The organism is Ruegeria sp. D3 (assembly GCF_056534465.1).
The window spans coordinates 63859-87200 of sequence record NZ_JBQFPK010000003.1; the positions used below are offsets into that span (position 1 = coordinate 63859).

At 58.5% G+C, this 23342-nt stretch carries 27 protein-coding genes; 11 read left to right on the forward strand and 16 right to left on the reverse strand.

Going from position 1 to position 23342, the window contains the following annotated elements; genetic code table 11:
* The first annotated feature begins 58 nt into the window (after positions 1–58).
* Entirely contained in the window at positions 59–517 is a 459-nt protein-coding gene (locus ACR0DX_RS05075) for an Lrp/AsnC family transcriptional regulator (protein WP_170353602.1), read from the forward strand.
* On the opposite strand, the gene ACR0DX_RS05080 is transcribed toward ACR0DX_RS05075, so the two are convergent.
* Positions 518–1357: a CPBP family intramembrane glutamic endopeptidase gene (locus ACR0DX_RS05080; protein WP_170353601.1), complete on the reverse strand. Its 840-nt coding sequence runs from the start codon at positions 1355–1357 to the stop codon at positions 518–520.
* Between the two features lie 219 nt (positions 1358–1576).
* Between ACR0DX_RS05080 and ppk2 the strand changes: the two genes are divergently transcribed.
* Entirely contained in the window at positions 1577–2494 is a 918-nt protein-coding gene (ppk2, locus tag ACR0DX_RS05085; RefSeq protein WP_170353600.1) for a polyphosphate kinase 2, read from the forward strand.
* Positions 2495–2545: 51 nt separating this feature from the next.
* On the opposite strand, the gene ACR0DX_RS05090 is transcribed toward ppk2, so the two are convergent.
* On the reverse strand, positions 2546–3472 hold the full coding sequence (locus tag ACR0DX_RS05090) for a CAP domain-containing protein (RefSeq protein WP_480845385.1): 927 nt from the start codon (positions 3470–3472) through the stop codon (positions 2546–2548).
* A gap of 292 nt (positions 3473–3764) precedes the next feature.
* On the reverse strand, positions 3765–3971 hold the full coding sequence (gene rpsU, locus ACR0DX_RS05095; RefSeq protein WP_005614280.1) for a 30S ribosomal protein S21: 207 nt from the start codon (positions 3969–3971) through the stop codon (positions 3765–3767).
* Between the two features lie 111 nt (positions 3972–4082).
* Between rpsU and ACR0DX_RS05100 the strand changes: the two genes are divergently transcribed.
* Both ACR0DX_RS05100 and ACR0DX_RS05105 read left to right on the forward strand, forming a co-directional pair.
* Positions 4083–4775 (forward strand): COQ9 family protein, encoded by a 693-nt coding sequence (locus ACR0DX_RS05100; protein WP_170353598.1) that lies wholly within the window; start codon positions 4083–4085, stop codon positions 4773–4775.
* 55 nt (positions 4776–4830) lie between these two features.
* A complete protein-coding gene (locus ACR0DX_RS05105) occupies positions 4831–5817 on the forward strand; it encodes an NAD(P)H-quinone oxidoreductase (protein ID WP_170353597.1) in 987 nt (328 codons plus the stop codon).
* Between the two features lie 15 nt (positions 5818–5832).
* Here ACR0DX_RS05105 and ACR0DX_RS05110 read toward each other — a convergent pair whose 3' ends face one another.
* On the reverse strand, positions 5833–6690 hold the full coding sequence (locus ACR0DX_RS05110) for a DUF2189 domain-containing protein (protein ID WP_170353596.1): 858 nt from the start codon (positions 6688–6690) through the stop codon (positions 5833–5835).
* Positions 6691–6883: 193 nt separating this feature from the next.
* On the opposite strand from ACR0DX_RS05110, the gene ACR0DX_RS05115 reads away from it, so the two are divergent.
* Entirely contained in the window at positions 6884–7867 is a 984-nt protein-coding gene (locus ACR0DX_RS05115; RefSeq protein WP_170353595.1) for a quinone oxidoreductase family protein, read from the forward strand.
* A 48-nt stretch (positions 7868–7915) separates the two neighbouring features.
* Here the strand turns inward: ACR0DX_RS05115 and ACR0DX_RS05120 are convergent, their stop codons facing one another.
* The 10 genes from ACR0DX_RS05120 to ACR0DX_RS05165 all read right to left on the reverse strand — a co-directional run bounded on the left by ACR0DX_RS05120 (position 7916) and on the right by ACR0DX_RS05165 (position 14536).
* Complete coding sequence (locus ACR0DX_RS05120) at positions 7916–8449, reverse strand: porin family protein (protein WP_170353594.1); 534 nt, start codon at positions 8447–8449, stop codon at positions 7916–7918.
* A 256-nt stretch (positions 8450–8705) separates the two neighbouring features.
* The gene (locus ACR0DX_RS05125; RefSeq protein ID WP_170353593.1) at positions 8706–9182 is read right to left on the reverse strand and encodes a YHS domain-containing (seleno)protein; all 477 of its coding nucleotides are present in this window, start codon (positions 9180–9182) and stop codon (positions 8706–8708) included.
* 195 nt (positions 9183–9377) lie between these two features.
* Positions 9378–9647, reverse strand: a complete 270-nt coding sequence (locus ACR0DX_RS05130; protein ID WP_170353592.1) for a hypothetical protein — start codon at positions 9645–9647, stop codon at positions 9378–9380.
* Entirely contained in the window at positions 9644–10249 is a 606-nt protein-coding gene (plsY, locus tag ACR0DX_RS05135; protein WP_170353591.1) for a glycerol-3-phosphate 1-O-acyltransferase PlsY, read from the reverse strand. Before plsY ends, ACR0DX_RS05130 begins: the two co-directional genes overlap by 4 nt.
* The gene (pyrC, locus tag ACR0DX_RS05140; protein ID WP_170353590.1) at positions 10249–11529 is read right to left on the reverse strand and encodes a dihydroorotase; all 1281 of its coding nucleotides are present in this window, start codon (positions 11527–11529) and stop codon (positions 10249–10251) included. The genes plsY and pyrC overlap by 1 nt, the downstream gene beginning before the upstream one ends.
* Positions 11526–11978 (reverse strand): hypothetical protein, encoded by a 453-nt coding sequence (locus tag ACR0DX_RS05145; RefSeq protein ID WP_170353589.1) that lies wholly within the window; start codon positions 11976–11978, stop codon positions 11526–11528. Before ACR0DX_RS05145 ends, pyrC begins: the two co-directional genes overlap by 4 nt.
* Positions 11975–12361, reverse strand: a complete 387-nt coding sequence (locus ACR0DX_RS05150; protein WP_170353588.1) for a hypothetical protein — start codon at positions 12359–12361, stop codon at positions 11975–11977. Before ACR0DX_RS05150 ends, ACR0DX_RS05145 begins: the two co-directional genes overlap by 4 nt.
* A complete protein-coding gene (locus tag ACR0DX_RS05155; protein ID WP_170353587.1) occupies positions 12346–12864 on the reverse strand; it encodes a hypothetical protein in 519 nt (172 codons plus the stop codon). The genes ACR0DX_RS05150 and ACR0DX_RS05155 overlap by 16 nt, the downstream gene beginning before the upstream one ends.
* Positions 12861–13796 carry an aspartate carbamoyltransferase catalytic subunit gene (locus ACR0DX_RS05160; RefSeq protein ID WP_170353586.1) on the reverse strand — a complete coding sequence of 312 codons (936 nt, stop codon included), beginning with the start codon at positions 13794–13796 and terminating at the stop codon, positions 12861–12863. Before ACR0DX_RS05160 ends, ACR0DX_RS05155 begins: the two co-directional genes overlap by 4 nt.
* A 59-nt stretch (positions 13797–13855) precedes the next feature.
* Complete coding sequence (locus tag ACR0DX_RS05165) at positions 13856–14536, reverse strand: scavenger receptor class F, member 2 (protein ID WP_170353585.1); 681 nt, start codon at positions 14534–14536, stop codon at positions 13856–13858.
* 73 nt (positions 14537–14609) lie between these two features.
* Here ACR0DX_RS05165 and ACR0DX_RS05170 point away from each other — a divergent pair, with 73 nt between their 5' ends.
* From ACR0DX_RS05170 to ACR0DX_RS05195, 6 genes are all read left to right on the forward strand, one after another.
* Positions 14610–15371: a uracil-DNA glycosylase gene (locus ACR0DX_RS05170; protein ID WP_170353584.1), complete on the forward strand. Its 762-nt coding sequence runs from the start codon at positions 14610–14612 to the stop codon at positions 15369–15371.
* A complete protein-coding gene (locus ACR0DX_RS05175; protein ID WP_170353583.1) occupies positions 15371–15970 on the forward strand; it encodes a metallophosphoesterase family protein in 600 nt (199 codons plus the stop codon). The genes ACR0DX_RS05170 and ACR0DX_RS05175 overlap by 1 nt, the downstream gene beginning before the upstream one ends.
* Positions 15967–16587, forward strand: coding sequence for a LysE family translocator (locus ACR0DX_RS05180; RefSeq protein WP_170353582.1), 621 nt, complete (start codon positions 15967–15969; stop codon positions 16585–16587). Before ACR0DX_RS05175 ends, ACR0DX_RS05180 begins: the two co-directional genes overlap by 4 nt.
* A gap of 6 nt (positions 16588–16593) precedes the next feature.
* The gene (gene moaB / locus ACR0DX_RS05185) at positions 16594–17136 is read left to right on the forward strand and encodes a molybdenum cofactor biosynthesis protein B (RefSeq protein ID WP_170353581.1); all 543 of its coding nucleotides are present in this window, start codon (positions 16594–16596) and stop codon (positions 17134–17136) included.
* A 106-nt stretch (positions 17137–17242) separates the two neighbouring features.
* Entirely contained in the window at positions 17243–18697 is a 1455-nt protein-coding gene (locus ACR0DX_RS05190; RefSeq protein WP_170353580.1) for an efflux RND transporter periplasmic adaptor subunit, read from the forward strand.
* A 5-nt stretch (positions 18698–18702) separates the two neighbouring features.
* Complete coding sequence (locus ACR0DX_RS05195; RefSeq protein WP_480845393.1) at positions 18703–22101, forward strand: efflux RND transporter permease subunit; 3399 nt, start codon at positions 18703–18705, stop codon at positions 22099–22101.
* Here the strand turns inward: ACR0DX_RS05195 and ACR0DX_RS05200 are convergent.
* Both ACR0DX_RS05200 and ACR0DX_RS05205 read right to left on the reverse strand, forming a co-directional pair.
* On the reverse strand, positions 22098–22517 hold the full coding sequence (locus tag ACR0DX_RS05200; RefSeq protein WP_170353578.1) for an NUDIX hydrolase: 420 nt from the start codon (positions 22515–22517) through the stop codon (positions 22098–22100). The two genes, ACR0DX_RS05195 and ACR0DX_RS05200, sit on opposite strands and share 4 nt — an antisense overlap.
* 5 nt (positions 22518–22522) lie before the next feature.
* A complete protein-coding gene (locus ACR0DX_RS05205) occupies positions 22523–23323 on the reverse strand; it encodes a protein-disulfide reductase DsbD domain-containing protein (protein ID WP_480845396.1) in 801 nt (266 codons plus the stop codon).
* Between the last annotated feature and the right edge of the window lie 19 nt (positions 23324–23342).

A 23342-nucleotide genomic window follows, 5' to 3' on the forward strand; every position in this document is an offset into this window, starting at 1 on the left:
GCTTTAATTCCGAAAAATTTTCGGTATTTTGGCCTAAACTTGCAAAAGGATTGCGCAGATGGCCATTGATACGACGGATCGAAAGATTCTGGCGGCATTGCAGCGTAACGGTCGGATGTCGAATGCAGAACTGTCCGAACAGGCCAATTTGTCGCCTTCGGCCTGCCACAGACGGGTGCAACGGCTGGAATCCGAGGGCTTTATTCGCAACTACGTTGCCCTGTTGGATGCACGCAAGATGAACGTGCCGACGACCGTCTTTGTCGAGATCACTCTGCAAGGACAGGCTGAAGAGGTTCTGGATGCCTTCGAAAAGGCCGTTGCCCGTATTCCGGATGTTTTGGAGTGTCACCTTATGGCGGGAACGGCGGACTACATCTTGAAAGTCGTCGCCGAAAACACCGAGGACTTTGCCCGCATCCATAGGCAATACTTGTCGCGGCTACCCGGTGTGGCGCAGATGCAAAGTTCGTTTGCGCTCCGAACTGTGTTCAAAACCACGGCCTTACCGGTTTGATCAGGCCGGTCCGGGATAGGTGAACAGCACCAGATGCGCGGCGTTGAAGCCGAAATGCATGAGGACAGGAACCCACAGACGTCCGGTTGCATAATAACCCAGCCCGCAAGCCGCGCCCAGAATGGTTGCGAAACCTGCCAATGCCGGTCCTCCGCCGACGTGAACCAAACCAAACAGAAGGCTTGCAGCAGCTATCCCCAGACCCGCGCCAAAACGGGAAGAGATCAACGATTGCAAATAGCCGCGAAAAAACACCTCTTCCGTCAGGCAGGTCAGGAAGAGATTGGACAGCGCGAAGATCACCCACCAATGGGGCAGGCTGATCTCGGGGCGGATGGCATTGACGGCAGAACCCAATGCCAACAGCGCAGGCAGCAAGGCGAAACCAACTGCCAACGGGATTTTGCGCAGTGCCACAGCCCCACCAATCATGCTGGGCCACGCCAAAGCCACGGTGAACAGCACCATGGGCTTGTCCAGGTTCAAGTACATCGTGAAATCGCGACTTAAAGGGCCAGATTGAACCTGATCAAGGACCAGAAGGTTGTGAAATCCCGGGACCAGATGCGCCCCGAGCGCGATGCACCACATGACGAGTGCAATATGGCCAAGCGCGGCCCACACCCCGGACAGGTTGCGCAGCATCAACGCTCCTGCAAAACCGACAGTGACCACCCCTGCGGCGATCGGCGTAACCAGCCCCAATGTCAGCAAGACCGCTCCGAAAACCCCCAATAGTCTCATACCCAAAACCTGTTTGCCTGACACGGTGCTGACCATGGCAATGATCAGCAAGAGCCACGGCCAGATCGTGGGTAGCAATTCGAAAAATTGGGTCAAAGTCGCGCCTTTGCAGTTCGGTTTGCGCCTTGATGCCGTGGTTGGGCGCGTTCTGGCAAGACAGTTCAACAGTGAACGGGCTGCGGATTTGCGTCACAGTGATCTTGTCGCCGTAAGCTGTTAGGCTTAGGAAAAGACCTTCATCAATTCATCCGATGACATCAGGCGGTTACATGCGCCCGATACGGTCCGAACCCGGGAATTTGTAAGGAGCAGACCTTGGCTGACGAATATAACGACGCCTCGAAAGACTGGCTTGAGGCCGAGCTGGAAGACACGCTGGACGAAGATTTCGAGATCGAGTTCAGCGAGCCCATGTTGTCGATGGAAATCCGCAAGATCTACAAGGATCAGCACCCCGAAATGCTGGACCGCAAGGTCTATTTCCGGAACCTGCTGCGTCTTCAGGCCGAGTTGATCAAAGTGCAGGATTGGGTGCAGCACACGGGTGCCAAGGTTTGTATCCTGTTCGAAGGCCGCGACAGCGCCGGTAAGGGGGGCGTGATCAAGCGGATCACGCAGCGCCTGAACCCGCGGGTTGCGCGTGTTGTTGCTCTGCCCGCGCCAAGCCGTCGGGAACAAAGCCAGTGGTATTTCCAGCGATACGTTCCGCACCTGCCTGCAGCGGGCGAAATCGTGCTGTTCGACCGGTCATGGTACAATCGCGCGGGTGTCGAACGGGTCATGGGCTTTGCGACCGAAGATCAGGTTGAACAGTTCTTTCAGGACGTTCCCGAATTTGAACGGATGCTGGTGCGTTCGGGCATTATTTTGCTGAAATACTGGTTCTCGATCACCGATGAAGAGCAGCAGTTGCGGTTCCTCATGCGCATCCACGATCCGATGAAGCAGTGGAAGCTGTCGCCGATGGATCTGGAATCTCGTATCCGGTGGGAGGCCTACACCAAGGCCAAAGAAGACATGCTGTTCCGCACCAACATTCCGGAAGCGCCATGGTATATCGTCGAAGGCAATGACAAAAAGCGCGAGCGTCTGAACTGTATCGAACACCTGTTGACCAAGATCCCCTACACGGATGTACCGCAGGAAAAGGTCAACCTGCCGGATCGCAAGTACAACCCGGAATACGAACGCCGTGTTCTGCCAGACGAATTGCACGTGCCAAAAATATACTGATCGGTCCGAAAGGATGCGAAGCAGCGATCTGCTTCGCATCAGGTTGGGGCGTCAGGCCGCGTCCATCATGCAATCGACGCTGAAGAAGGTGAGCGAAAAGAAGTCTTCTGCTCCGCCAGACGTCATCTCGGGACAGATTGGTTCGTCCGCAACCGGGACTGAATCATCTACTATGACGAAATCCATGTCGTCCTGGGTCTCAGGCGGGGTCATGTCGTCATCATTCCACGCGAATTGATCGAAATCTTCTTTTAGCTGCTGAATGAATGCGTCTAGTTCAGCAAAAAAAGCCGCAAGATCGAAGCAATCTGCATCAGCGTCTTCGGTGTCCGACCGTTCAGGGGCCGGATCGCCGTTGTCGGTGACGTCAGTACCCGGCTGCTCCAAGGCTGAGTCGTCGGTTTCGGTAAGGTCAGTATCCGGCTGTTCGGTGACCGGGTCTTCGGTCTCGGTCACATCAGTATCGGGTTGTGCGGGGTCTGGCTCTGCAGGTGGGGTAGGCGCCATGGCTGTGCCGCCGCTGTCCAGCATGACTGCCGCATCAGTTGTGGCAAAGTTCTGCGTGACGATCACGGCGTCAGAACCCTGCATATCCCCGGTCTCGATACCGATGCCGATGTATTTGAAATCGGGGTTCAGAATATTCGCGCGATGACCGGGGCTGTTCATCAGGCCCTGGTGCAGTTGTGCTACGTCGTCGCTGATCCCTGGCGCGCCGCGCTCTGATTGCCAGGCGATATTCTCGCCAGTTCGCCAACTGCCTTCAAGATCGAACCCGGCCGCCTGCATCCGCTGGGTGGCGCTTGATCCGCCTGACCCGGTGTGGCTGAACGTGTCCGTATCCAGCATCCAGCTGCTGTGATCTTCCGACGAATCGTTGAGCTGCGTTTCAAGCTGTAATGGGTCCAAGCCACGGGACGTACGCTCTTGGTTGATCAACGCCAGCATTTCCCGTTCTACTTGACTTGCTGCAGACATTTTTGCCTCCTTAAGTTGTTGTGTCCGAATGGAAGGACCCACTTAGAGAACCGGCAAAAGACATGAACAGTGAGGTCGGAAAGATCGGCGCATTTCGGCGGGAGGGCGCACCGAAACAGAGATTCGCCGCGCTGGATAACGCCGAGAAAATGGCAAATCAATGTCTCGGCGAGTTGTTGCGATCGCTAAGAGGCAGGACTGGCGAAATCCCTCTTAGAAAACGACAAACCCCCGGGCGGGGCCTCGGGGGTCGTCAAATAGTGTCATCCAAAGCTGGACGAGCATCAGGTGCTTAGAGCAAACCTTCGCGCTGTGCTTTCTTGCGTGCCAGTTTACGGGCACGGCGGATCGCTTCAGCTTTCTCGCGCGCTTTTTTCTCGGACGGTTTCTCGAAATGTTGCTTAAGCTTCATTTCACGGAACACGCCTTCGCGCTGCAGCTTTTTCTTCAGGGCACGAAGCGCCTGATCGACGTTATTGTCGCGAACACTAACCTGCATGTGGTTGTCACCACCTTTCTAGATAGAGTTGCAAGGAAATTGCAGGAGGTGGCCGTATAGCAAAGCCGCTCTAACTTGTCTAGTACTGGTGCCAGAACCCGGAGAACCGCCATGACCATATCCTACGAAGACGCCAAAACCCGGCTTTTGGACGCTATGCTGGCCCATGTGCCGTTTGATGGCTGGTCGGAAACCAGCTTTCGCATGGCTATCAGTGACTGCGGTATTGATGAAACGTTGGCACGGTCGATCTGTCCTCGTGGTGCGGTTGATATGGCCCTGGCTTTTCATGCCCGCGGGGACGCGGCGATGGTAGAGCGTCTGAAAACCGAAGATCTGAGCGATCTGAAATTCCGTGACCGGATCGCTGCTGCTGTCCGGTTCCGTCTTCAGGCGGTAGAGGACAAGGAACTCGTGCGTCGTGGGATGACGTTGTTTTCTTTGCCGATGCACGCGGCTGATGGGGCCAAGGCGATGTGGCAGACCTGCGATCTGATCTGGGACACGCTTGGCGATACATCGGACGATGTGAACTGGTACACCAAGCGGGCGACGTTGTCGGGGGTCTATTCCTCGACCGTGCTGTTCTGGCTGGGGGATGATTCGCCTGACCACCAGAGAACGTGGGAGTTTCTGGACCGCCGCATCGACAACGTCATGCAGTTCGAAAAGCTCAAGGCGCAGGTCAATGGCAACCCACTGTTCAAGCCCTTTCTTGCGGTGCCGAATTGGTTGGCAGGTCAGGTTAAAGCTCCTATGAAGATGCGGGCTGATCTGCCGGGAATGCTGAACCCGCGCAAGTAAGCGTCTGGGCCTTTCCGAATTCGCCTGTTAGGCATTGGGCAAAGGAGAATTGCCCATGACCCAGACAATGCGCGCTGTAGAAATCACCAAACCCGGCGGGCCCGAGGTTCTGCAGATAACGGACCGGCCCGTGCCTGAGCCTGCTGCGGGTCAGGTGGTGCTAAAGGTGGCCTATGCCGGGGTAAACCGTCCGGATGCGCTGCAGCGGGCGGGTGCGTATGATCCTCCTCCGGGTGCCAGCGATCTGCCGGGGCTTGAGGCATCGGGTGAGGTCGTAGCCCTAGGTTCTGGCGTTCAAGGGCTTTCAGTTGGCGATCAGGTTTGCGCCTTGTTGCCCGGCGGCGGCTATGCCGAATACGTTGCTACGCCCGCTGCCCATTGCTTGCCGGTGCCAGAGGGGATGGGCCTGAAAGAGGCCGCGTGTCTGCCCGAGACCTTCTTTACCGTCTGGTCCAATGTTTTCACACGCGGCGGTCTGAAAGCGGGCGAGCGATTTTTGGTCCACGGCGGCTCCAGCGGGATCGGAACAACGGCGATCCAGCTTGCAAATGCGTTCGGCGCACGGGTCTTTGCCACCGCCGGATCGGCCGAGAAATGTGCCGCTTGCGAGAAACTGGGGGCCGAGAAGGCGATCAATTACCGGGATGAGGATTTCGTATCCACCATGCGCGCCGAGGGCGGGGCGAACCTGATCCTCGATATGGTGGGCGGTGACTATATCCCGCGCAACGTCAAAGCTCTGGCCGAGGATGGGCGGCTGGTTCAAATCGCCTTCCTGCAGGGCCCCAAGGTCGAGCTGAACTTTGCCATGATGATGGTGAAACGCCTGACCCTGACCGGCAGCACCTTGCGTCCGCAATCCGATCTGGCCAAGGCCAAAATCGCCCAAGACCTGCGCGAGGCGGTCTGGCCGCTACTGGATTCGGGCAAGATTGCCCCGGTGATGGACAGCGAGTTTGACATGGCCGAGGCCTCAGCGGCCCATGCGCGAATGGAAAGCTCGGGTCATATCGGCAAGATCGTTCTTAAGATCGGCGGCTAGGCACCGTCTTCCGGTTCAGGTCACGGCGCAGCGATACAGGTGCCAGGTGGCGTGGCCCAGAACCGGAATGACAACAATCAACCCCAGTAACATCGGGATCGCGCCCAGTATCAACGCACTGGACACAACCAGACCCCAGGTCAGGATGACCGATGGGTTGTGCCGCAGAACGCGAACCGATGTCACTACGGCGAGTGGCACCCCGACTTTGCGGTCAAGAAGCAAGGGGAAGCTGATCACGCTTGTGGCCAATGCGATAAGGGCGAAGAAGAACCCGACCAAGATGCCAGACAGGATCATGACCCAGCCTGCCTTTGTTGTGAAGACTTGGGTTAAGAAAGTGCTGAACGAGGTCGGCAGATCAGGACCCAATGTCTGAACATAAATGCTTTGCGCGACCATCAACCAGATCAGCAAAAGCGCCACCAGATAGAAGCCCAGTGTCAAAATGGCCCCGAACGAGGGTGACCGGAATACACCAAGTGCATCCAGCCAATGGGCTTCGGCCCCTTGCTCGCGTTTTCGGCTGATTTCATAAAGACCCACGGCCGCCACAGGCCCGATCAATGCGAAACCTGCGATCAGGGGGGCCAGTAAAGGTATCATATTCCGGTTCAGGCCGAACCCGAACATCAGCAAGCCCGCCAGAGGGTAGATCAATACTACGAAGACCGCATCTGCGCGGGTTTCCATGAAATCTTCGGATCCGGCTCTCAGACACGCCCAGAGGTCGCTGAAACTTAGCGTCTGAACCTTGGGCATTTTGGGTGTCCCAGCGCCGCCAATTCCGGTGACGCTCTCTGCAACATGATCACTGGTGGCTCCCAGCGTTTGGGCCGCCCAGCTGATCGGATTTCCTATCGTCCTGACCATCGTCATCCCCTCGCGTTTGCCTATCAGCGCCGCAGAGATGATCCGGTACGAGTTGCCTTTGGCCGGACCAGCCGGCAACGCTCAAACACCAGTATAGCATAATTTTTTGCGTTTGGGTCGCCTTGGACCTACTTGTGCCGATTGCTCTGGATCGCAGGCGTGTTAGCTTGGCCCCAGGTTACAGGAGGTGAGTATGCAGCAAACGGCACGTACCGTCGTCATTCACGAACACGGCGGCCCCGAGGTTCTGAAGATCGAAGACCGCCCGATAGGCGATCCTGGACCGGGCGAAGTTCGCATTCGTCATCAAGCCTGTGGGTTGAACTTCATTGATGTCTATCAGCGGACGGGCCTCTATCCGATGGACTTGCCGCACGCATTGGGAATGGAGGCGTCTGGGGTGATCGAAGCGGTGGGCGAAGGCGTCACCCATCTGCAACCGGGCCAACGCGCAGCCTACGCGGCTAACCCCTCTGGTGCTTATTGCGAGGCGCGCGTGATGCCGGCCGCACAGGTTTGCCCTTTGCCTGATGATATCTCGTTTGATGCGGCTGCGGCCATGATGCTTAAGGGGATGACTGTCGAGTATTTGTTTCACCGCACGACCCCGCTGAAACGGGGTGACACCGTTCTGTTCCACGCCGCCGCCGGTGGTGTCGGGCTGATTGCGTGCCAATGGGCCAAATCCGAGGGGATCAAGCTGATTGGTACGGCTGGAACGGATGAAAAATGCAGTCTGGCTCAGTTCAACGGGGCGACACACTGCATCAACTACCGGACCGAGAATTTTGCCGAGCGGGTCGCCGAGATCACGGGTGGCAAGGGCGTCGATGCGGTGATGGATTCGATTGGTGCACAGACATTTGCCGGGTCTCTGGAGTGCCTGAAACCTCTGGGTATGATGATTTCCTTTGGCAATGCTTCTGGGCCGGTGCCGTTGATGGATATCGCCATTCTGGCCAAGAAAGGCTCGCTCAAGATCACGCGACCGACTTTGTTTACTCACACCGCTGATCACGCCGTCTGTCAGGCCATGGCGCGGCGCCTGTTCAACAAGGTGCAGGGGAATGAGGTGAAAATCCACATCGACCAGCGCTTTCCGCTTGAGCAGGTCGCCGACGCCCACCGCGCGCTTGAAGCCCGTCAGACGACAGGAAGTACGGTCTTGGAGCTGTAGTCTGGCAAGGTCCCGACGTGTGCCGGGACCGTTTCTGGAGGCGTTAAATCAAAACCGATAGGCCGCACGGGCCTGAAAGGTCGTGGCGTCAACATCAACGCCGGATGAATTGAAATCGTTGAACTCGTGATACAGGATTTCACCGCCAATGCTGACATTGGGTGCCACAATATGTTCGTAACCAGCACCGATAAACCAACCATTATCGCTGCTCAAATTGTCGGTACCAGCCTCGGCATATCCGCCGATGCCATAAAGCAAACCCACTGACGTGACCTTGTAGCCCGCACGGGCCTTGATGCGCCAGACGTCCTCGACCGTGGCCGCGCCGCCCAGATCAACATCGGTCCAGTCATAGTCGAAGCCGCCACCTACGACCCAATCCCCCAGATCGTAATCATAACCCAGAATGATGCCGCCGATCGCGCCGTCTCCATCGATGCCAGAGACGTTGGTGTCGATATCGGCATAACCAACCTGCAGACCGCCGTAGAAGCCCGTCCAGTTGCCAGAAGACTGCGCAACAGCGGATCCTGCGGCCAGAAATGCAATGCCTGTCGCTGCTAAAAGACGTTTATTCATATTGTGTTCCTTTCCCTCAAATTGATTTTTTGTGCCGACCCACGGATGATCGTGCGCTCACATACTTGAATACGTTTGAGCGAGAGGCTGGATCATTCACGGGTTAAAGCGCGAGGTCGACGCGGGCATCCGCAGCACGGGCATTCCGGACAATCCGAAGCAGAGGCGGTTAGGGAAAGTGTGTGAGTGAATTGAAAACAAAAGAAAAACGGCGGCAGAATGCTCTGCCGCCGTTGTGTTGGAGTGCGTAGGCGGATTATTGCGCCTGCAGTTCTGCCGGAGTTTTGTCGGCAATGTCTTTCCAGTTGGCGTCCGCACGCTCGTTAAAGCCCGGGATGTCGCCTTCCCAGCGTTCCTGAATGTCGGCCGACAGGTTCAGGTACAGCTTGTTGTCAACGATTTTCCAGTAGTTCGGGTCGCCGTCAAACTTGAAGCCCATCGCGGTGCCGAATGCGCAGTAGCCGCCATATGCGGGCAGGTACGCTTCGGGGTTTTCTTCGAACGCGACTTTGTTTTCTTCGTTTGCAAAGCGGTACAGAGCGTCGTTGTGCAGCGCGGTGATGCGGTAGTCGCCCTTGGTGGCTTCGCCAACGGTGAAATAGGCAACCGGGTCATAACCCTGCAGCGCCAGACCGGTCGAGCTTGCGTTCAGGTCAACGCCTGCGGCCATCGCCGTGCTTGCAACTGCAACAGACAGCGCAACGCCGCCGATGAGGGATTTGATCTTGTTCATGGTTTTCACCTTTCGTGAATTGAGCCACCGGACGACACCCTGAATTGTGCCTGAGTGGCCCTTTCGATTTTGTTCCGTGCGGTCGGTAATTGGCCGTCACGAAACCGAAGTGGGTAATGCTGTGATCACGTTCAAAACAATCAATTGTGATTGTGCGTAATAGAATAGGTTTTGTGCAAATATGCAGAGTAGAGCTTAGGAATCGGGCGCAAAACCAACAACGAATTCAATCACTTTATCAGCCGGCATCTCACACGGGCGCAGCAATGCACCACTATTTGCCGTCATGTACAGGTTCAGGCTGATGTAATCGGTCCCGCCAAGCTCGTGTGCTACCAGCTTTATGGACTTGCCGCCTGCCAGCGCGGTTCGGCTCACGACATAGCGACGCCCGTGGCTGCGCCCAGTTGACGTTCCAAGCGGGATGCGGAAAACCGCCGTCAGGAACGGCGCCAGCGCGGTCAAGACTTTCCGATTTTGGGTTCCGTTCCGGCCCGGATGCGGGCGATATTTGCCCCGTGGCGCCAGTAGACCAGCAAGGTCAGGGCCACACCCAATCCAAACGCCGTGCCATTGGTCAGAAACATCACCCATATCGTCGACATCGCGGCAGCGCTTAGCGCTGCCAAAGACGAGATTCGCCAGACTGCTGCGGCAAACAGCCATGTCAGGCAACAGGCAACACCGACCCGCCAGTCCAGCATCAGCCATAGCCCAAGGAAGGTTGCAACACCTTTGCCGCCCTTGAAGCCAAGCCACACTGGAAAGCAGTGACCCAAAAAGGCGGCCAGCGCAGCGATTTGTGCAGCGTCTTCGCCAGCCACGATCCGGGCCAGCAGGACGGCCATTGCGCCTTTTGCGGCGTCAAATATCAGCGTCAGCGCGGCGGCGCGCTTGTTCCCGGTGCGCAGCACGTTTGTGGCGCCAATATTGCCCGATCCGATATTGCGCAGGTTGCCGAGCCCCATGACTTTGGCGACAATCATACCAAAAGGGATAGACCCCATCAGGTAACCCACTGCAGCCCAGAGGATAAGTTGGGCCATGGAACTGTCGAACGGGGGCATCAGGGTCTCCGGTAGATTTCTTGACCTGCGACGTAGGTTGCGGTGACCTTACCCTGCATGCGCTGGCCGTCAAACGGTGTGTTCTGCGATTTCGATTTCAGGCTGAAACGATCCAGCACAAAAGGCACATCCGGGTCGAACAGGACCAAATCGGCGGGTGCGCCTGGGGCCAGACGCCCACTGTCCAACCCCAGCCGTTTTGCCGGGTTCAAAGCCATCGCCCGGAACAGGGTCGGAAGATCAAGCTGTTCGGCATGGTAAAGGCGCAGTGCGGCAGGCAACAGCGTTTCCAGCGCAACCGCCCCCGAGGCCGCTTCTTCAAAAGGCAGACGTTTACTTTCTTCGTCCTGCGGCGTGTGCATGGAACTGATTGTATCAATCAGTCCGGTCCGCACCGCCTCGATCACCGCCTGCCGGTCACCCTCGGACCGCAGAGGCGGTTTCACCTTGAAGAAGGTGCGATAGTCGGCCACGTCCAACTCGTTCAGCGTCAGATGGTGGATCGATGTGCCTGCGGTGATGTCCAACCCGTTGCGTTTGGCGCGTTCCAGCGCGGGCAGGGCGCGGGTGGTGGTGATCTGATCGGCATGGTATTTGGCCCGGGTCATTTCCAGCAGGGCGATATCACGGTCCAACCCCATGCGCTCAGCCATGGGCGAAACGGCAGGTAAACCACGCAGCGCGGCGAACTTGCCGCTGGTAGCGGCCGCTCCGGCGCTGAGGCCGGGTTCCTGCGGATGCGCAATCACCAGTGCCCCGCAGGATTTCGCATAGGTCAGAGCACGGGAAAATACCTTGGTGTTGGCGATCATGTGGTCGCAATCGGTGAAGGCCACGGCGCCTGCGTCTTGCAGAAAGCCGATCTCGGTCATCTCGCGACCCTCGCGCCCTTTGGTCAGCGCGGCCATTGGCAGAACATTCACCGGCGCATCTGCTTGTGCGCGGCGGGTAGCGAATTCAAGTGTTTCCGGCGTGTCGATCGCTGGGCTGGTGTCAGGTCGGGTGACGATGGTGGTCACACCTCCGGCAGCGGCGGCCAGACCTGCAGATTTATAGCTTTCCTTATGCCGTTCGCCTGGCTCGCAGACCTTGACGCCGATATCCACGATGCCGGGGGCGAGGCACTGCCCGCCGCAATCGATCATCTGCGCGTCCGTTGTCGGGGCTGCGCCTTTGCCGTGGTCCTTTATCTGACCGTCCGCAATCAGTAGCCAACCGAGGGCATCCGTTCCCGCCTCGGGGTCGATCATTCGGGCGTTGGTGAAAATCTGGGCGGTCATGTCTGGGCCTCTTGGGCTTTGGTCAGGGCTTCCATTGCGGAGTCAGGGGCGGGGAGGTATTCGAATACCAGGAAACGCAGTTGCGAAAACACGATGTTGCGTCCGTTGCGATAGAATTTCAGGTCGGGATTAATGGACAAGGATTTTGCTTTAAATATCTCGCTGATCCACCAGGCGTTGCGATTGGTCACAACATAGACGCGCCGCATGCGGATTAACCGTTCCCACCACATGAAGAACGCCAGCAGCAGCGTGCATCCGATAAGCTTCCAATAGTCGCGCAAAGTCTCCGCGAACCAAGGGCTGGCAACCCAACCGAGCGCAAGGCAGACAATTAGAATGCCATATGCCCATCTCAGGCGCGAAGGAAAGTACCCCTGGTAAGGCCGCCCATGCCACAGCACCTGTTCAGTGTCGGGTATTTTCTTGCGCCACCAGTCGTCGCTCATCCCATGGCCCTTTCGATGGTGGCTTTGGTGGCGGCGGGGTCGGCTTGGTACTTGATCAGGTGCTTGTCGCCGCTTTTGGTGACAACCTGCACGAAACTGCCCATCGTGTTGACGGCCTCGATCTGGTTCAGGGCAATAGTGCGTGGGCCGGGGCCGGTGAGGGTGGTGTCCGACATCTCCCATGTGTTTGTCAGCTCTTCCGAGGCTAGATACCACGCGCGAAACCCGATGGCGGCCAACCCTGCAGGTGCGCCGGTCCAGACATAGGGATTGCCGATCAGCCACAACACGATCATCGCTCCGGCCATCGCAATAGCTGCTAGGGTCAGGTTGGTCTGGATATAGGCATTTCGATGTGGCGTGAAGACTACAGAATCAGCCATAGGGCACCTCCGACAATAAGCAATGCGATCACCGCTAGGATCGCGGACCCGATGCGGCGCGGTGCGTTGTTTTCTACGGGGTTCTGGGGGGCCGAGAAGGGCTTGGCGCTTTCGGTCTCGATCACGCCGCCGGTCCAGTTTGTTGCCTCTTCGGTGTATAGCCCCAACAGGCGTACCCGTGGGTCGGGGTTCAGTGTCGCAGCTTGGCCGCGAAAAGCTGCGCTGCGGACGGCCATGACCCAGCCTTCGATAGCATCCAGCATTGTGCGGTTTAGCTGATCCTCGGACACACCGCCGCCTTCATGCAAATATCCATAGAGCCCGAGGTCTTCGAGGTCCGAGACCGGAAAGATATCGATCTGCCCTTTATCCAAACCATCGACCCCAAGAACTGTATCGGCGGCACCAGGTTCGCGCAGGAACTTTGCCTCTTCGGGGCGCATGTCCAGCGTGAACAGGCGGATCACACCGCGTTCATGGGGGGCAACGGTCAGGTCGCTCATGCGGCCTCGCGCAGGTTGCGGGCTAGTAGTTCCATCGCGGCCATGCGGACGGCGACGCCCATCTCCACCTGTTCCTGAATGACGGACCGGTTGATGTCATCGGCCAGCGTGCCGTCGATTTCCACGCCGCGGTTCATCGGGCCGGGATGCATGACGATCGCGTCGGGCTTGGCCAGCGCCAGTTTCGCCGCATCCAGCCCGTAGCGGTGGTAATATTCGCGCTCCGAGGGGATGAACCCGCCATCCATCCGCTCACGTTGAAGGCGCAGCATCATGACGACGTCGACGTTTTGAAGGCCCTCATTCATGTCGTCGTAGATCTCGGCCCCGAACTCGGCAAAGGTCGAGGGCACCAGCGTCGGTGGGCCGATCAGGCGGATGCGGTTTTCCATCTTGCCCAGCAGGATCAGGTTCGACCGCGCCACGCGGGAATGCGCCACATCCCCGCAAATTGCGATGTTCAGACGGTGCAGGCGGCCCTTTGCACGGCGGATGGTCAGCGCGTCCAGCAGCGCCTGCGTGGGGTGTTCGTGCTTGCCGTCGCCCGCATTCAGCACGGCACAATTCACCTTTTGCGCCAACAGGTCCACCGCGCCGGAATGCGGGTGCCGCACCACCAGCAGATCGGGATGCATCGCATTCAGCGTCATCGCCGTGTCGATCAGGGTTTCTCCCTTTTTGATCGAGCTGGCCTGCATCGCCATGTTCATCACATCCGCGCCAAGCCGTTTGCCTGCCAGCTCAAAGCTGGCCTGTGTGCGGGTCGAGTTCTCAAAGAACATGTTGATCTGCGTCAGCCCCGACAGCACATCGGAATGCTTGGTCGATTGGCGGTTCAGATCGACATATTTTTCGGCCAGATCCAGAATGGCGGTGATATCGGACTGCGACAGATGCTCGATGCCAAGAAGGTGACGATGGGCGAAACGCATGGGCGGGCTCCTGTCTGACAATCGAGCCGCTTATAGAAACCTGTGGGTGCTAAAGCAACCTATGGTTCAGAGCCTTCGGGCAGTTTCTCACATCCGCCTTCGGGCAGGCATCGCTCGCCGGGTCTGCACCATTTGGCATTGCCGCAATCGACCGCTTTGACCGGGACGCAGCCCTGATTGGCCGAGCATTTGAAACCCTGCCGACATTGTGATCCGGTCTCTTCGCACAGGAACCAGCCGGGGCGGGTGCATCCACCGCCGGGCAGGCAGCTTGTGCCGCTGGCGCAGGTGCGGCCATCGTCGCATTTTGGCCGGGGCAGAGTGAATTCCAGCTGGATCGCTTCGCATTCGCCACGCCCGTTGCAGGCGGTGCCGCTGGGGCAGTCCAGACTGGACCGGCACTTGTTTTCGCCCTTTGGGGCACATCTGCGATTGCCGACGCAGCGTTCAAATGGACCGCAGGAAAAGCCGCCGCCGCAATAGGTGCCACCGGGCGGGATGCAGTTTCCGTCAAAACTGCAGCGTTGTCCAACGGGGCAGCAATTCCGTCCACATCTGAGTTGCCCCGCGCGGCATTGGTTCTGGATACGGTTGCGCTGTTGGAAGCCGTTGCGATCTTGGATACCTCGGTTCTGAACGCCGAAACGGTCGTTCACCTGCGCAAAGCCAGAGGTGCTGACGGGGATCAGCAGCAAGATAACCAGAAAGAATCGAATAAGGCTCGGCATGAATAGTGCCATGGTCTGCCCGGTTGCCGGGTCGATCAAGTGCTATTCGCTTTCCCTCGGTCAAAAGCTGGTTAGATTGTGAGGCATGGAATCGGCTTTGGATTATCACACGGCGCGAGCCCTTTTGGACTGGCAGATCGAACTGGGCGCGACCGAGTCTATCGGGGATGTGCCGATAGACCGCTACGCGTTGCCTGACACCGCGCCCAAGGTCAAGAAACCTGTGGCGCAGGCGGCGCCGGAAAAACCCAAACAGGTTGATCCGTCTGCGGTGGCCACAGCTGCGGCTCAAGGCGCGGGATCGCTGGATCAATTGCGCGCGACCATGGAGGCGTTTGACCATTGCGAGCTGAAGCGCGGGGCGCGGCAGTTGGTGTTTTCCGATGGCACGCCGGGGGCGCGAGTGATGATCATCGGCGAGGCTCCGGGGCGCGAGGAAGATCGCGAAGGTAAACCCTTTGTCGGCCGCGCGGGTCAGTTATTGGACCGGATGTTAGCCGCGATTGATCTGGATCGTCACAAGAACGTCTACATTACCAATGTGCTGCCATGGCGGCCTCCGCAAAACCGGGATCCCAAGCCCGAAGAGATCGGGATGATGAAGCCGTTTTTGGAACGGCACGTGGCCTTGGCCAAGCCCGAGGTTCTGGTGGTCATGGGCAATATCAGCTGTCAGGCGGTGCTGGGCAAACGCGGCATCACCCGACTGCGCGGTCACTGGGATCAGGCGATGAACCTACCGGTGATCCCTATGTTCCACCCCGCCTATCTGCTGCGCCAGCCACAGGCCAAACGACAAGCCTGGGCCGATTTGCTGGAGCTGAAAGCCCGGTTGGAGGGCAAGTGATGCGCATTCTGGCCTTTTCCGACCTGCATATGTCCCGCAACCACGCCAACCAACTGGTTACAGCTAGCGCAGAAGCTGATTTGGTGATTGGCGCCGGGGATTTCTGCAAGATGCGGCAAGGTTTGGACGAAGCGATGGAGATGCTGTCCGGCATCGCCGCGCCTTTGGTTTTGGTGCCCGGCAATGCCGAAAGCGCCGAGGAGTTAACACAGGCCGCGCCGCAGGGTGTTCATGTCCTGCACGGCTCGGGCATGACAATAGACGGCCTGCGCCTGTTCGGTCTGGGTTACGGCGTGCCGCTCACACCGTTCGGAGACTGGTCCTGCGACCTGACCGAGGCCGAGGCGACCGAGTTGCTGGACCGCTGCGATGGGACTGACATCCTGATCGCGCATTCTCCGCCCAAAGGCTATGGAGATGTGACGTCGACCGGTGATGCGGTAGGATCTACCGCCGTGCGTGACGCTATTGAGCGGCTACAGCCACAGTTGTCGTTGCACGGGCATATCCACGACAGTTGGGGATATCGCGGTACGCTGGGACGCACTCAGATCGCCAATCTAGGGCCGCGCGTGAATTGGTTTGAGGGTGCGGCATGATTGAAACTGTCACCTTACTGGCTTTCATACCGGCGGCTTTGGCGCTGAACTTCACGCCGGGCGCGGATATGATGTTCTGTTTCGGGCAGGGTCTGAAATCGGGGTCTAAACCGGCCTTGGTGGCCAGTGCTGGCGTCTCGGTCGGGCTTATGGTGCACGTCCTGCTGGCCGGGCTGGGGCTGGGGGCCGCGGTGGCGGCGCTGCCGTGGCTGTTTGACGTGATCCGCTGGATGGGCGTGGCCTATCTGCTGTATCTGGCCTGGGGCGCGATCCGAAACGGGGCTATATCTGCAGAAACACCCGCCAGACCCGCACATCACGCTTTCAGGGATGGCATGGTTGTGAACCTGACCAATCCCAAGGTCATTCTGTTCGTGCTGGCCTTTATCCCGCAATTCGTAAATCCGGCCCTTGGTCCGATCCTACCGCAATTCCTGATCTTTGGCGTGGTGATAGCGCTGGGTGGGTTTGTGGTGAATGGGCTGGTCGGGGTGTTTGCCGGTAGCGCGGGCAAGGTTCTGATCTCGAACCCGCGCGCCTCGCGTATCATGGGCTGGGTGACAGGAGGGATTTTCACCGCCCTTGCCATCCGGCTTGCCATTATGGAAAGGGCTTGACGCAAGATGTCACGCATCGACGAAACCAAAGACTTCATTCCGGTACGGATCGCGGTTCTGACCGTCTCGGACACCCGCTCGCTGGACGAGGACCGCTCGGGGCAGACACTGGTGGAGCGTATCGAAAAGGCAGGTCATTTGGTGGCGGACCGCAAGATCATCCGCGATGAGCGCGCTCAGATTGCTGATCAGTTGCGCGACTGGGTCGCCAATCCGGATATCGACGTTGTGATCTCGACCGGTGGCACTGGTCTGACCGGGCGCGATGTATCGGTCGAGGCGCATCGGGACGTCTATGAGAAAGAGATCGAAGCCTTCGGAACAGTGTTCACGATCGTGTCGATGGAGAAGATCGGCACTTCGGCCGTTCAATCCCGCGCCACGGGGGGCGTGGCCGGCGGCACCTATCTGTTCGCATTGCCCGGCAGCCCTGGCGCCTGCAAGGATGCTTGGGACGCGATTCTTGAAAAGCAGTTCGACTACCGCCACCGTCCCTGCAATTTCGTGGAAATAATGCCAAGATTGGACGAACATCTGCGACGGAAGTAGACTGGTCGCACGTTCAACTGTTCATAACCGCTTTGTGGCTTGGCATTTTTGACCGCACAGCTACCTTTTGCGGCAGGTAGCCTGATGCAACCGGGGTAAGTGCAATATGCGTTTTCTGAGGCAAAGCCTTGTCGGAGTGTTTCTAGCGTCTTTGACGCTGGCTCTCTTGTTTGCGGCCGCCCAGATTATTGCGGGCGCGGTTCAGGATTTGTTGACGCGTGAAGACGCGGCCCCGCAGGCGCGTGAACGTATTTTTGCTGTTACGGTTCGTCCAGCCGAATTGGAAACCGTGACACCCTATCTCGAGGCATTTGGTGAAGTACAAAGCCGCAGACGCTTGGAACTGCGCGCGGCACTGGGCGGGCGCGTAGTGTCTCTGTCGGATGACTTCGAGGATGGTGGTTCCGTTAGTGCCGGCGAGGTTTTGGTCGAACTGGACCCCGCCGATGCGCAATCGGCGCTGGATCGGGCCAAGTCAGATCTGCTGGATGCCCAATTCGAAGAACGCGACGCCGAGCGGTCTTTGTTGCTTGCTCAGGATGAGTTGAATTCGGCCGAGGCACAGGCAGAGCTGCGTGGGCGTGCCATGCAACGGCAAAAAGACCTGCAAAGCCGGGGTGTTGGCGCCGCGGCATCGGTAGAAGAAGCCGAATTGGCCGAAGCTGCAGCGCAGCAGGCCGTTCTGGCCCGCCGGATCGCCTTGGCGCAGGCCGAGTCGCGGGTGGATCAAGCCACAACTTTATTGTCACGCGCCCGTATCGCGCTTGAGGCCGCCGAACGTGATTTGGAGGACATGACCGTCCGCGCCCGTTTTGGCGGGACATTGACGGATGTAACGCTGGTTGAAGGCCGTTTGGTATCGGCCAATGAAAAACTGGCAGAACTGGTCGATCCGAATGCGCTTGAAGTCGCGTTCCGCGTTTCGACCGCGCAATTCGTGCGTTTACTGGATGCCGAGGGCGATCTGATCAACGCACCTGTCACGGTCTCGCTTGAGGTCACGGGCACTGATCTGTCCGCTACTGGTCGCATAAGCCGCGATAGTGGATCAGCCGGCGAGGGGCAAACGGGGCGCTTGCTTTATGCGCGGATGGACAACACGTCGGGTTTCAAACCCGGTGACTTCGTGACAGTGACCGTGCAGGAACAGCCATTGGACAATGTAGTGCGGCTGCCATCTTCGGTTCTGGATGCGGTTGGCACGGTTCTGGTGCTGGGCACGGATGACCGGCTCGAAGCTTTGCCGGTCGAACTGATCCGTCGTCAGGGAGACGAGGTTTTGTTGCGGGGCAAAGGTCTGGACGGCCGCGAGGTTGTCATCGGGCGCACGCCGTTGCTGGGTGCTGGTGTTCGTGTCCGCCCCTTGCGGATCGAAGCCAATGCTGGGGCTGAACCCGATTTGGTCGAGCTGTCGGACGAGCAGCGCGCGCAGCTTGTCGCGCAGGTCGAGGCCAGCGACAAGATGCCGAAGGATATGAAAGACCGCGTCCTGGGGCAGCTCAGCGAGGCGAAAGTTCCGGCATCTCTGGTGCGCCGCATTGAAAACCGGGCCGGAGGTTAACCGCTATGATGCGCGAGATCCCCGGCGCGGCAAGCGGTATACTCAGCTATTTCACCCGGCATCGCACAGTGGCGAACCTTTTGCTGCTGGTTTTGTTGGTGCTGGGTGTGGCGGCTTTGCCCAACATGCGGGCGCAGTTCTTTCCAGACGTCATACTTGAACGTGTTGACGTCGACGTCGTGTGGGAGGGGGCGGGTCCCGAGGATGTGGACAACGGAATCGTTCAGGCGCTTGAACCTGCGCTGCTGGCGGTTGAGGGCGTTTCCAGTACCGAGGCGACCTCGCGCGAGGGGCGGACCAGCATTCGGCTGGAGTTCGAGCCGAATTGGGACATGTCTCGCGCAGTAGAAGAAGTCAGAACAGCCGTTGATGGCGTGACCAACCTGCCAGAAGATGCCGAAGAGCCTACGATCCGACGCGGTGCGTGGCGGGACCGTGTAACGGATGTGGTGGTAACCGGGCCTGTTGCCCCGGATCAGCTTGCCAAATTCACCGATGAACTGATCAACCGCCTGTTTGCCGTGGGTGTTACGCGGACGACCATCCGGGGGCTGGCTGCACCGCGCGTGGTGGTTGAGGTTCCGACCGCGCAGTTGATTGCCAACGATATCACACTGTCCGAGATCGCGACTGCCGTTGCGGCCGAAGTCACGGCTAACCCCGCCGGGGATGTTACGGGTGCCAATGCCCGCATTCGCACCGGCACCGAGAAGCGAACACCTGAGGAAATCGAAGGCATCCCGCTGCGCAACTTCCCTGACGGGTCCAAGTTGCTGATCGGCGACGTGGCGCAGATCCGCCTTGAGGGCGTTGACCGAATTCGCAGCTATTTCGTAGGTGAAGATCCAGCGATGTCAGTGCGGGTGGATCGCTCGAACCTAGGGGACGCGATCGAGATTCAGGGCACTGTCGAGGAGGTCGTGGCCGAGATGCAGGCCAGCCTGCCCGTAGGCGTGTCGGTCGAGCTGATCCGAACCCGCGCGCAGGCAATCACCGACAGGCTGGACATCCTGATCGACAATGGCCTCATGGGCCTGGGGCTGGTTGTGTGTCTGCTCTTTCTGTTCCTGAATGCGCGTATCGCGTTCTGGGTGGCGGCGGGGATCCCGGTGGCGATGTCTGCGGCGATTGCTTTCATGTATATTGGCGGGTTGTCGATCAACATGGTGTCGCTGTTTGGTCTGATCATCACGCTGGGTATCGTTGTGGACGACGCAATTGTTGTCGGTGAACATGCCGATTTCCGTGCTCGTCGCTTGGGCGAGGCCCCGATGGTGGCAGCTGAAAGCGCGGCGCGGCGCATGGCGATGCCGGTTTTTGCCGCGACCCTGACAACGGTCATTGCCTTTTTCGGTCTGACCGCGATCGGCGGCCGGTTCGGCGAGTTGATCCGAGACATTCCCTTCACTGTGATCGCGGTTCTGATCGCTTCGTTGATCGAGTGTTTTTTGATCCTGCCGAACCATATGGCCCACGCCATTGCACATTCCGCGAAAGAACACTGGTATGATTGGCCTAACCGGGTCGTCAATCGCGGGTTCCGCTGGGTGCGCGATCGGTTGTTCCGCCCATTCATCGCATGGGTCATCTGGGCGCGTTATGTCGTTGTGGCGCTGATGATCCTGATCCTGGCAAGCCAGGCGGCGCTGTTCATCAAAGGTGATGTGAAGTGGCGATTCTTCAATGCGCCCGAGCGTGGTTCGGTCACCGGCAATTTCATAATGGCAGAAGGCGCGACGCGTCATGACACTCTGGCCATGATGCGTCAGTTGCAGACCGCCGTGGACGAATTGGGGCAAATTTACGAAGAACGCCATGGGCGCAATCCCATTGACTATGTCTTGTCCGAGATTGGCGGATCGGCGGGCCGCGGACTGTCTGCGGCAGATGGCAAGGACGAAGATCTTCTTGGTGGCATCTCGATCGAGTTGATCGATGCCGATCTGCGCCCCTATTCCAGTTTTGAATTCGTTGGCGAATTGCAGGATTTCGTCCCGCGCCATCCCAAGGTCGAATTGCTCAGCTTCCGTGGCTGGCGGTCGGGGCCGGGTGGTGATGCGATTGACGTGCAATTTTATGGCGCAGACGTAGACACGCTTAAGGCCGCGTCCGAAGACCTTCAGGCCGAGCTTTCGAAATACCCCGAAGTCTCGGCGCTGGAGGATAATCTTGCCTATGACAAGGAAGAGTTCATTCTGGATCTGACGGCGCAGGGACAAGCACTGGGCTTCCGGATTGAAACACTTGGCCGTGTGTTGCGCGATCGTTTGAACGGGATTGAGGCCGCGACCTTCCCCGACGGTCCCCGAAGTGCTGAAATCCGGGTCGAATTGCCCGAGGACGAGCTGACTGCCGATTTCCTGGAACGCACACTGATGCGGACTCCGGATGGCGTGTATGTGCCGCTGGCCGATATCGTATCAGTTCAGCGCAAGTCAGGGTTTTCTACTGTCCGCCGTGAAAACGGCCTGCGGGTCATCTCGGTCAATGGCGACATCGCGGAAGACGACCCCACCCGCGCCGAAGAGATAAACCGCGCGATGAGCGAGGAAATTCTACCCGACATCGCCGCCAAACGTCAGGTCGAATGGACCATGGCGGGTTTGAGCGAGCAGGAGGATGAGTTTTTGTCCGAGGCCCGCACCGGTCTTATCCTGTGTCTGACCGGCATCTATCTTGTTCTGGCTTGGGTCTTTGCCAGTTGGACGCGACCTCTGGTCGTTATGGCGATTATTCCGTTTGGGTTGGTTGGAACGATCTGGGGCCACTACATCTGGGAGGTGCCGCTGAGCATGTTCACCGTTGTAGGGCTGCTGGGGATGACCGGGATTATCATCAACGACTCGATCGTTTTGGTGACGACGATTGATGCTTATCAGCTGGATCGCGGGCTGGTGCCGTCTATCATCGAAGGAACCGCAGACCGATTGCGTCCGGTTATGCTGACAACGCTGACGACTGTTCTTGGCCTGACCCCGTTGCTGTATGAGGGGTCGCAACAAGCGCAATTCCTCAAGCCGACGGTGATTACTCTGGTCTATGGCCTGGCCTTCGGGATGATTTTGGTACTGGTTCTGGTGCCGGCGCTGTTGGGCATTCTGAACGACCTGTCGCGTCCGATCACGGCTATGCGGCGCGCGGTGCGCGCGCCTGACCGGGTGGTGCAGGGCGCTCTTGCCGCCACCGGTACAGCGTTGCTGGTTTGGTTCGGCATAACCATGGTGCTCCCGGTCATTACGGGTGCGCCTTTGGGTATATTGTCTCGGCTTTATGGGTCTGCGGACGGCCTCGTAGCCCTGCAAATGGGGCTGGGCGCATTTGTTGTGGGAGCGGTTGTCATTCTTGTGCTCAGCATCGCCGCGTCTGGCCTGTTTTTCGCACGACTCAAGGCCCGCTCGGCCTAGTTTCGGCGCAGCGCCGTCTCCAATAGATCATTGACCCGATTGCTCATGGGCAGGACACCGCGCCGTATCTGTTCCAAAGGAAACCAACGCGCATCCAGCGCATCGTCGCCTGCAACAGGCTGCCCGGACTGGTATGCGCACACCACACCAACCAAAAGATAATGCGACACTACAGCACCGTGCGAGTCCCGTCGCAACAGATCCAGATTGTCCAGATAATGCAGAGGCTTCGCCGTGACCGAGGTTTCCTCATGCAATTCGCGTTGTGCGGCTTGCAGAACGGTTTCGCCCCATTCCACATGACCGCCGGGAAAGCCCCACAATCCGGCGTCTGGCTGTTTGCTGCGTTGCACAAGCAGAACCTGCGCGTCGTGTATGACGACGGCCAGTGCCCCGATTTTTGGCGTTTGAACCATCAGGATCAGCCCGCGCTGCACCCTTTGATGTCAACCGCGTGATTTGCGCCCAGAACTGTGATCCTGATCTCGGACCGCTCCAACGCAAAGGGGGCCCCGGATGCGCTGATCACTTCGGACGTGGCAACAAGCGTGTCACCCTGGCGCTCAGTGTCGGGTTGTGATGCCCAAAGAGTGGGATTGCCGGGCTCAATCACTGCCAGTTCCTGACCGCCAGCCGAGGGCATGGTCACCCGAGCTTCGATCTGCATCCCGTCCGATGTCGGTGTCAGGCGGCAGCTGGCCTGAGCGACCCTTGCTTCTTTTGCGGAATAGGGGCGCTGCGCGAGTGCTGCGGCAATGGTCGGGTTGCGCCCGGCATCGGCGTTCAGTCTGTGATCGAAGTCCAGTTGTGCCGGGATGCAGACTTCCTTGCACACGCCAAGATCCATCGTGCCTTTCAGGTGCACTGGTTGGCTGGGATTCTTCGGTGTAATCTCAACCGGCAGAACAAGCTGGTCTTCGTACCCGATGGATTGCAGTCCATTCTGGACAAAGACTTCAGGGGTCGGCCAAGTAATCGATACGTTCCCAACATTGTCCGAACTGTTCCAGTCGAAATGCGGTGGAATGCCTGCATCACCGGGCGCGCGCCAATAGGTTTTCCACCCATCATCCAACGTCACCCGCACGGCTGTCATATAGGTTCCCTGCGTGGTGCGACCACCGTCGAGAATATCCAATTCTGCCACGGTACCAGTCACCTGACCGGATGCCGGGGCAACAAATCCAAGGGCGAAGGTCAATGCGACCGCTGAGACTGTCATATGTACGTTCATAACCTAT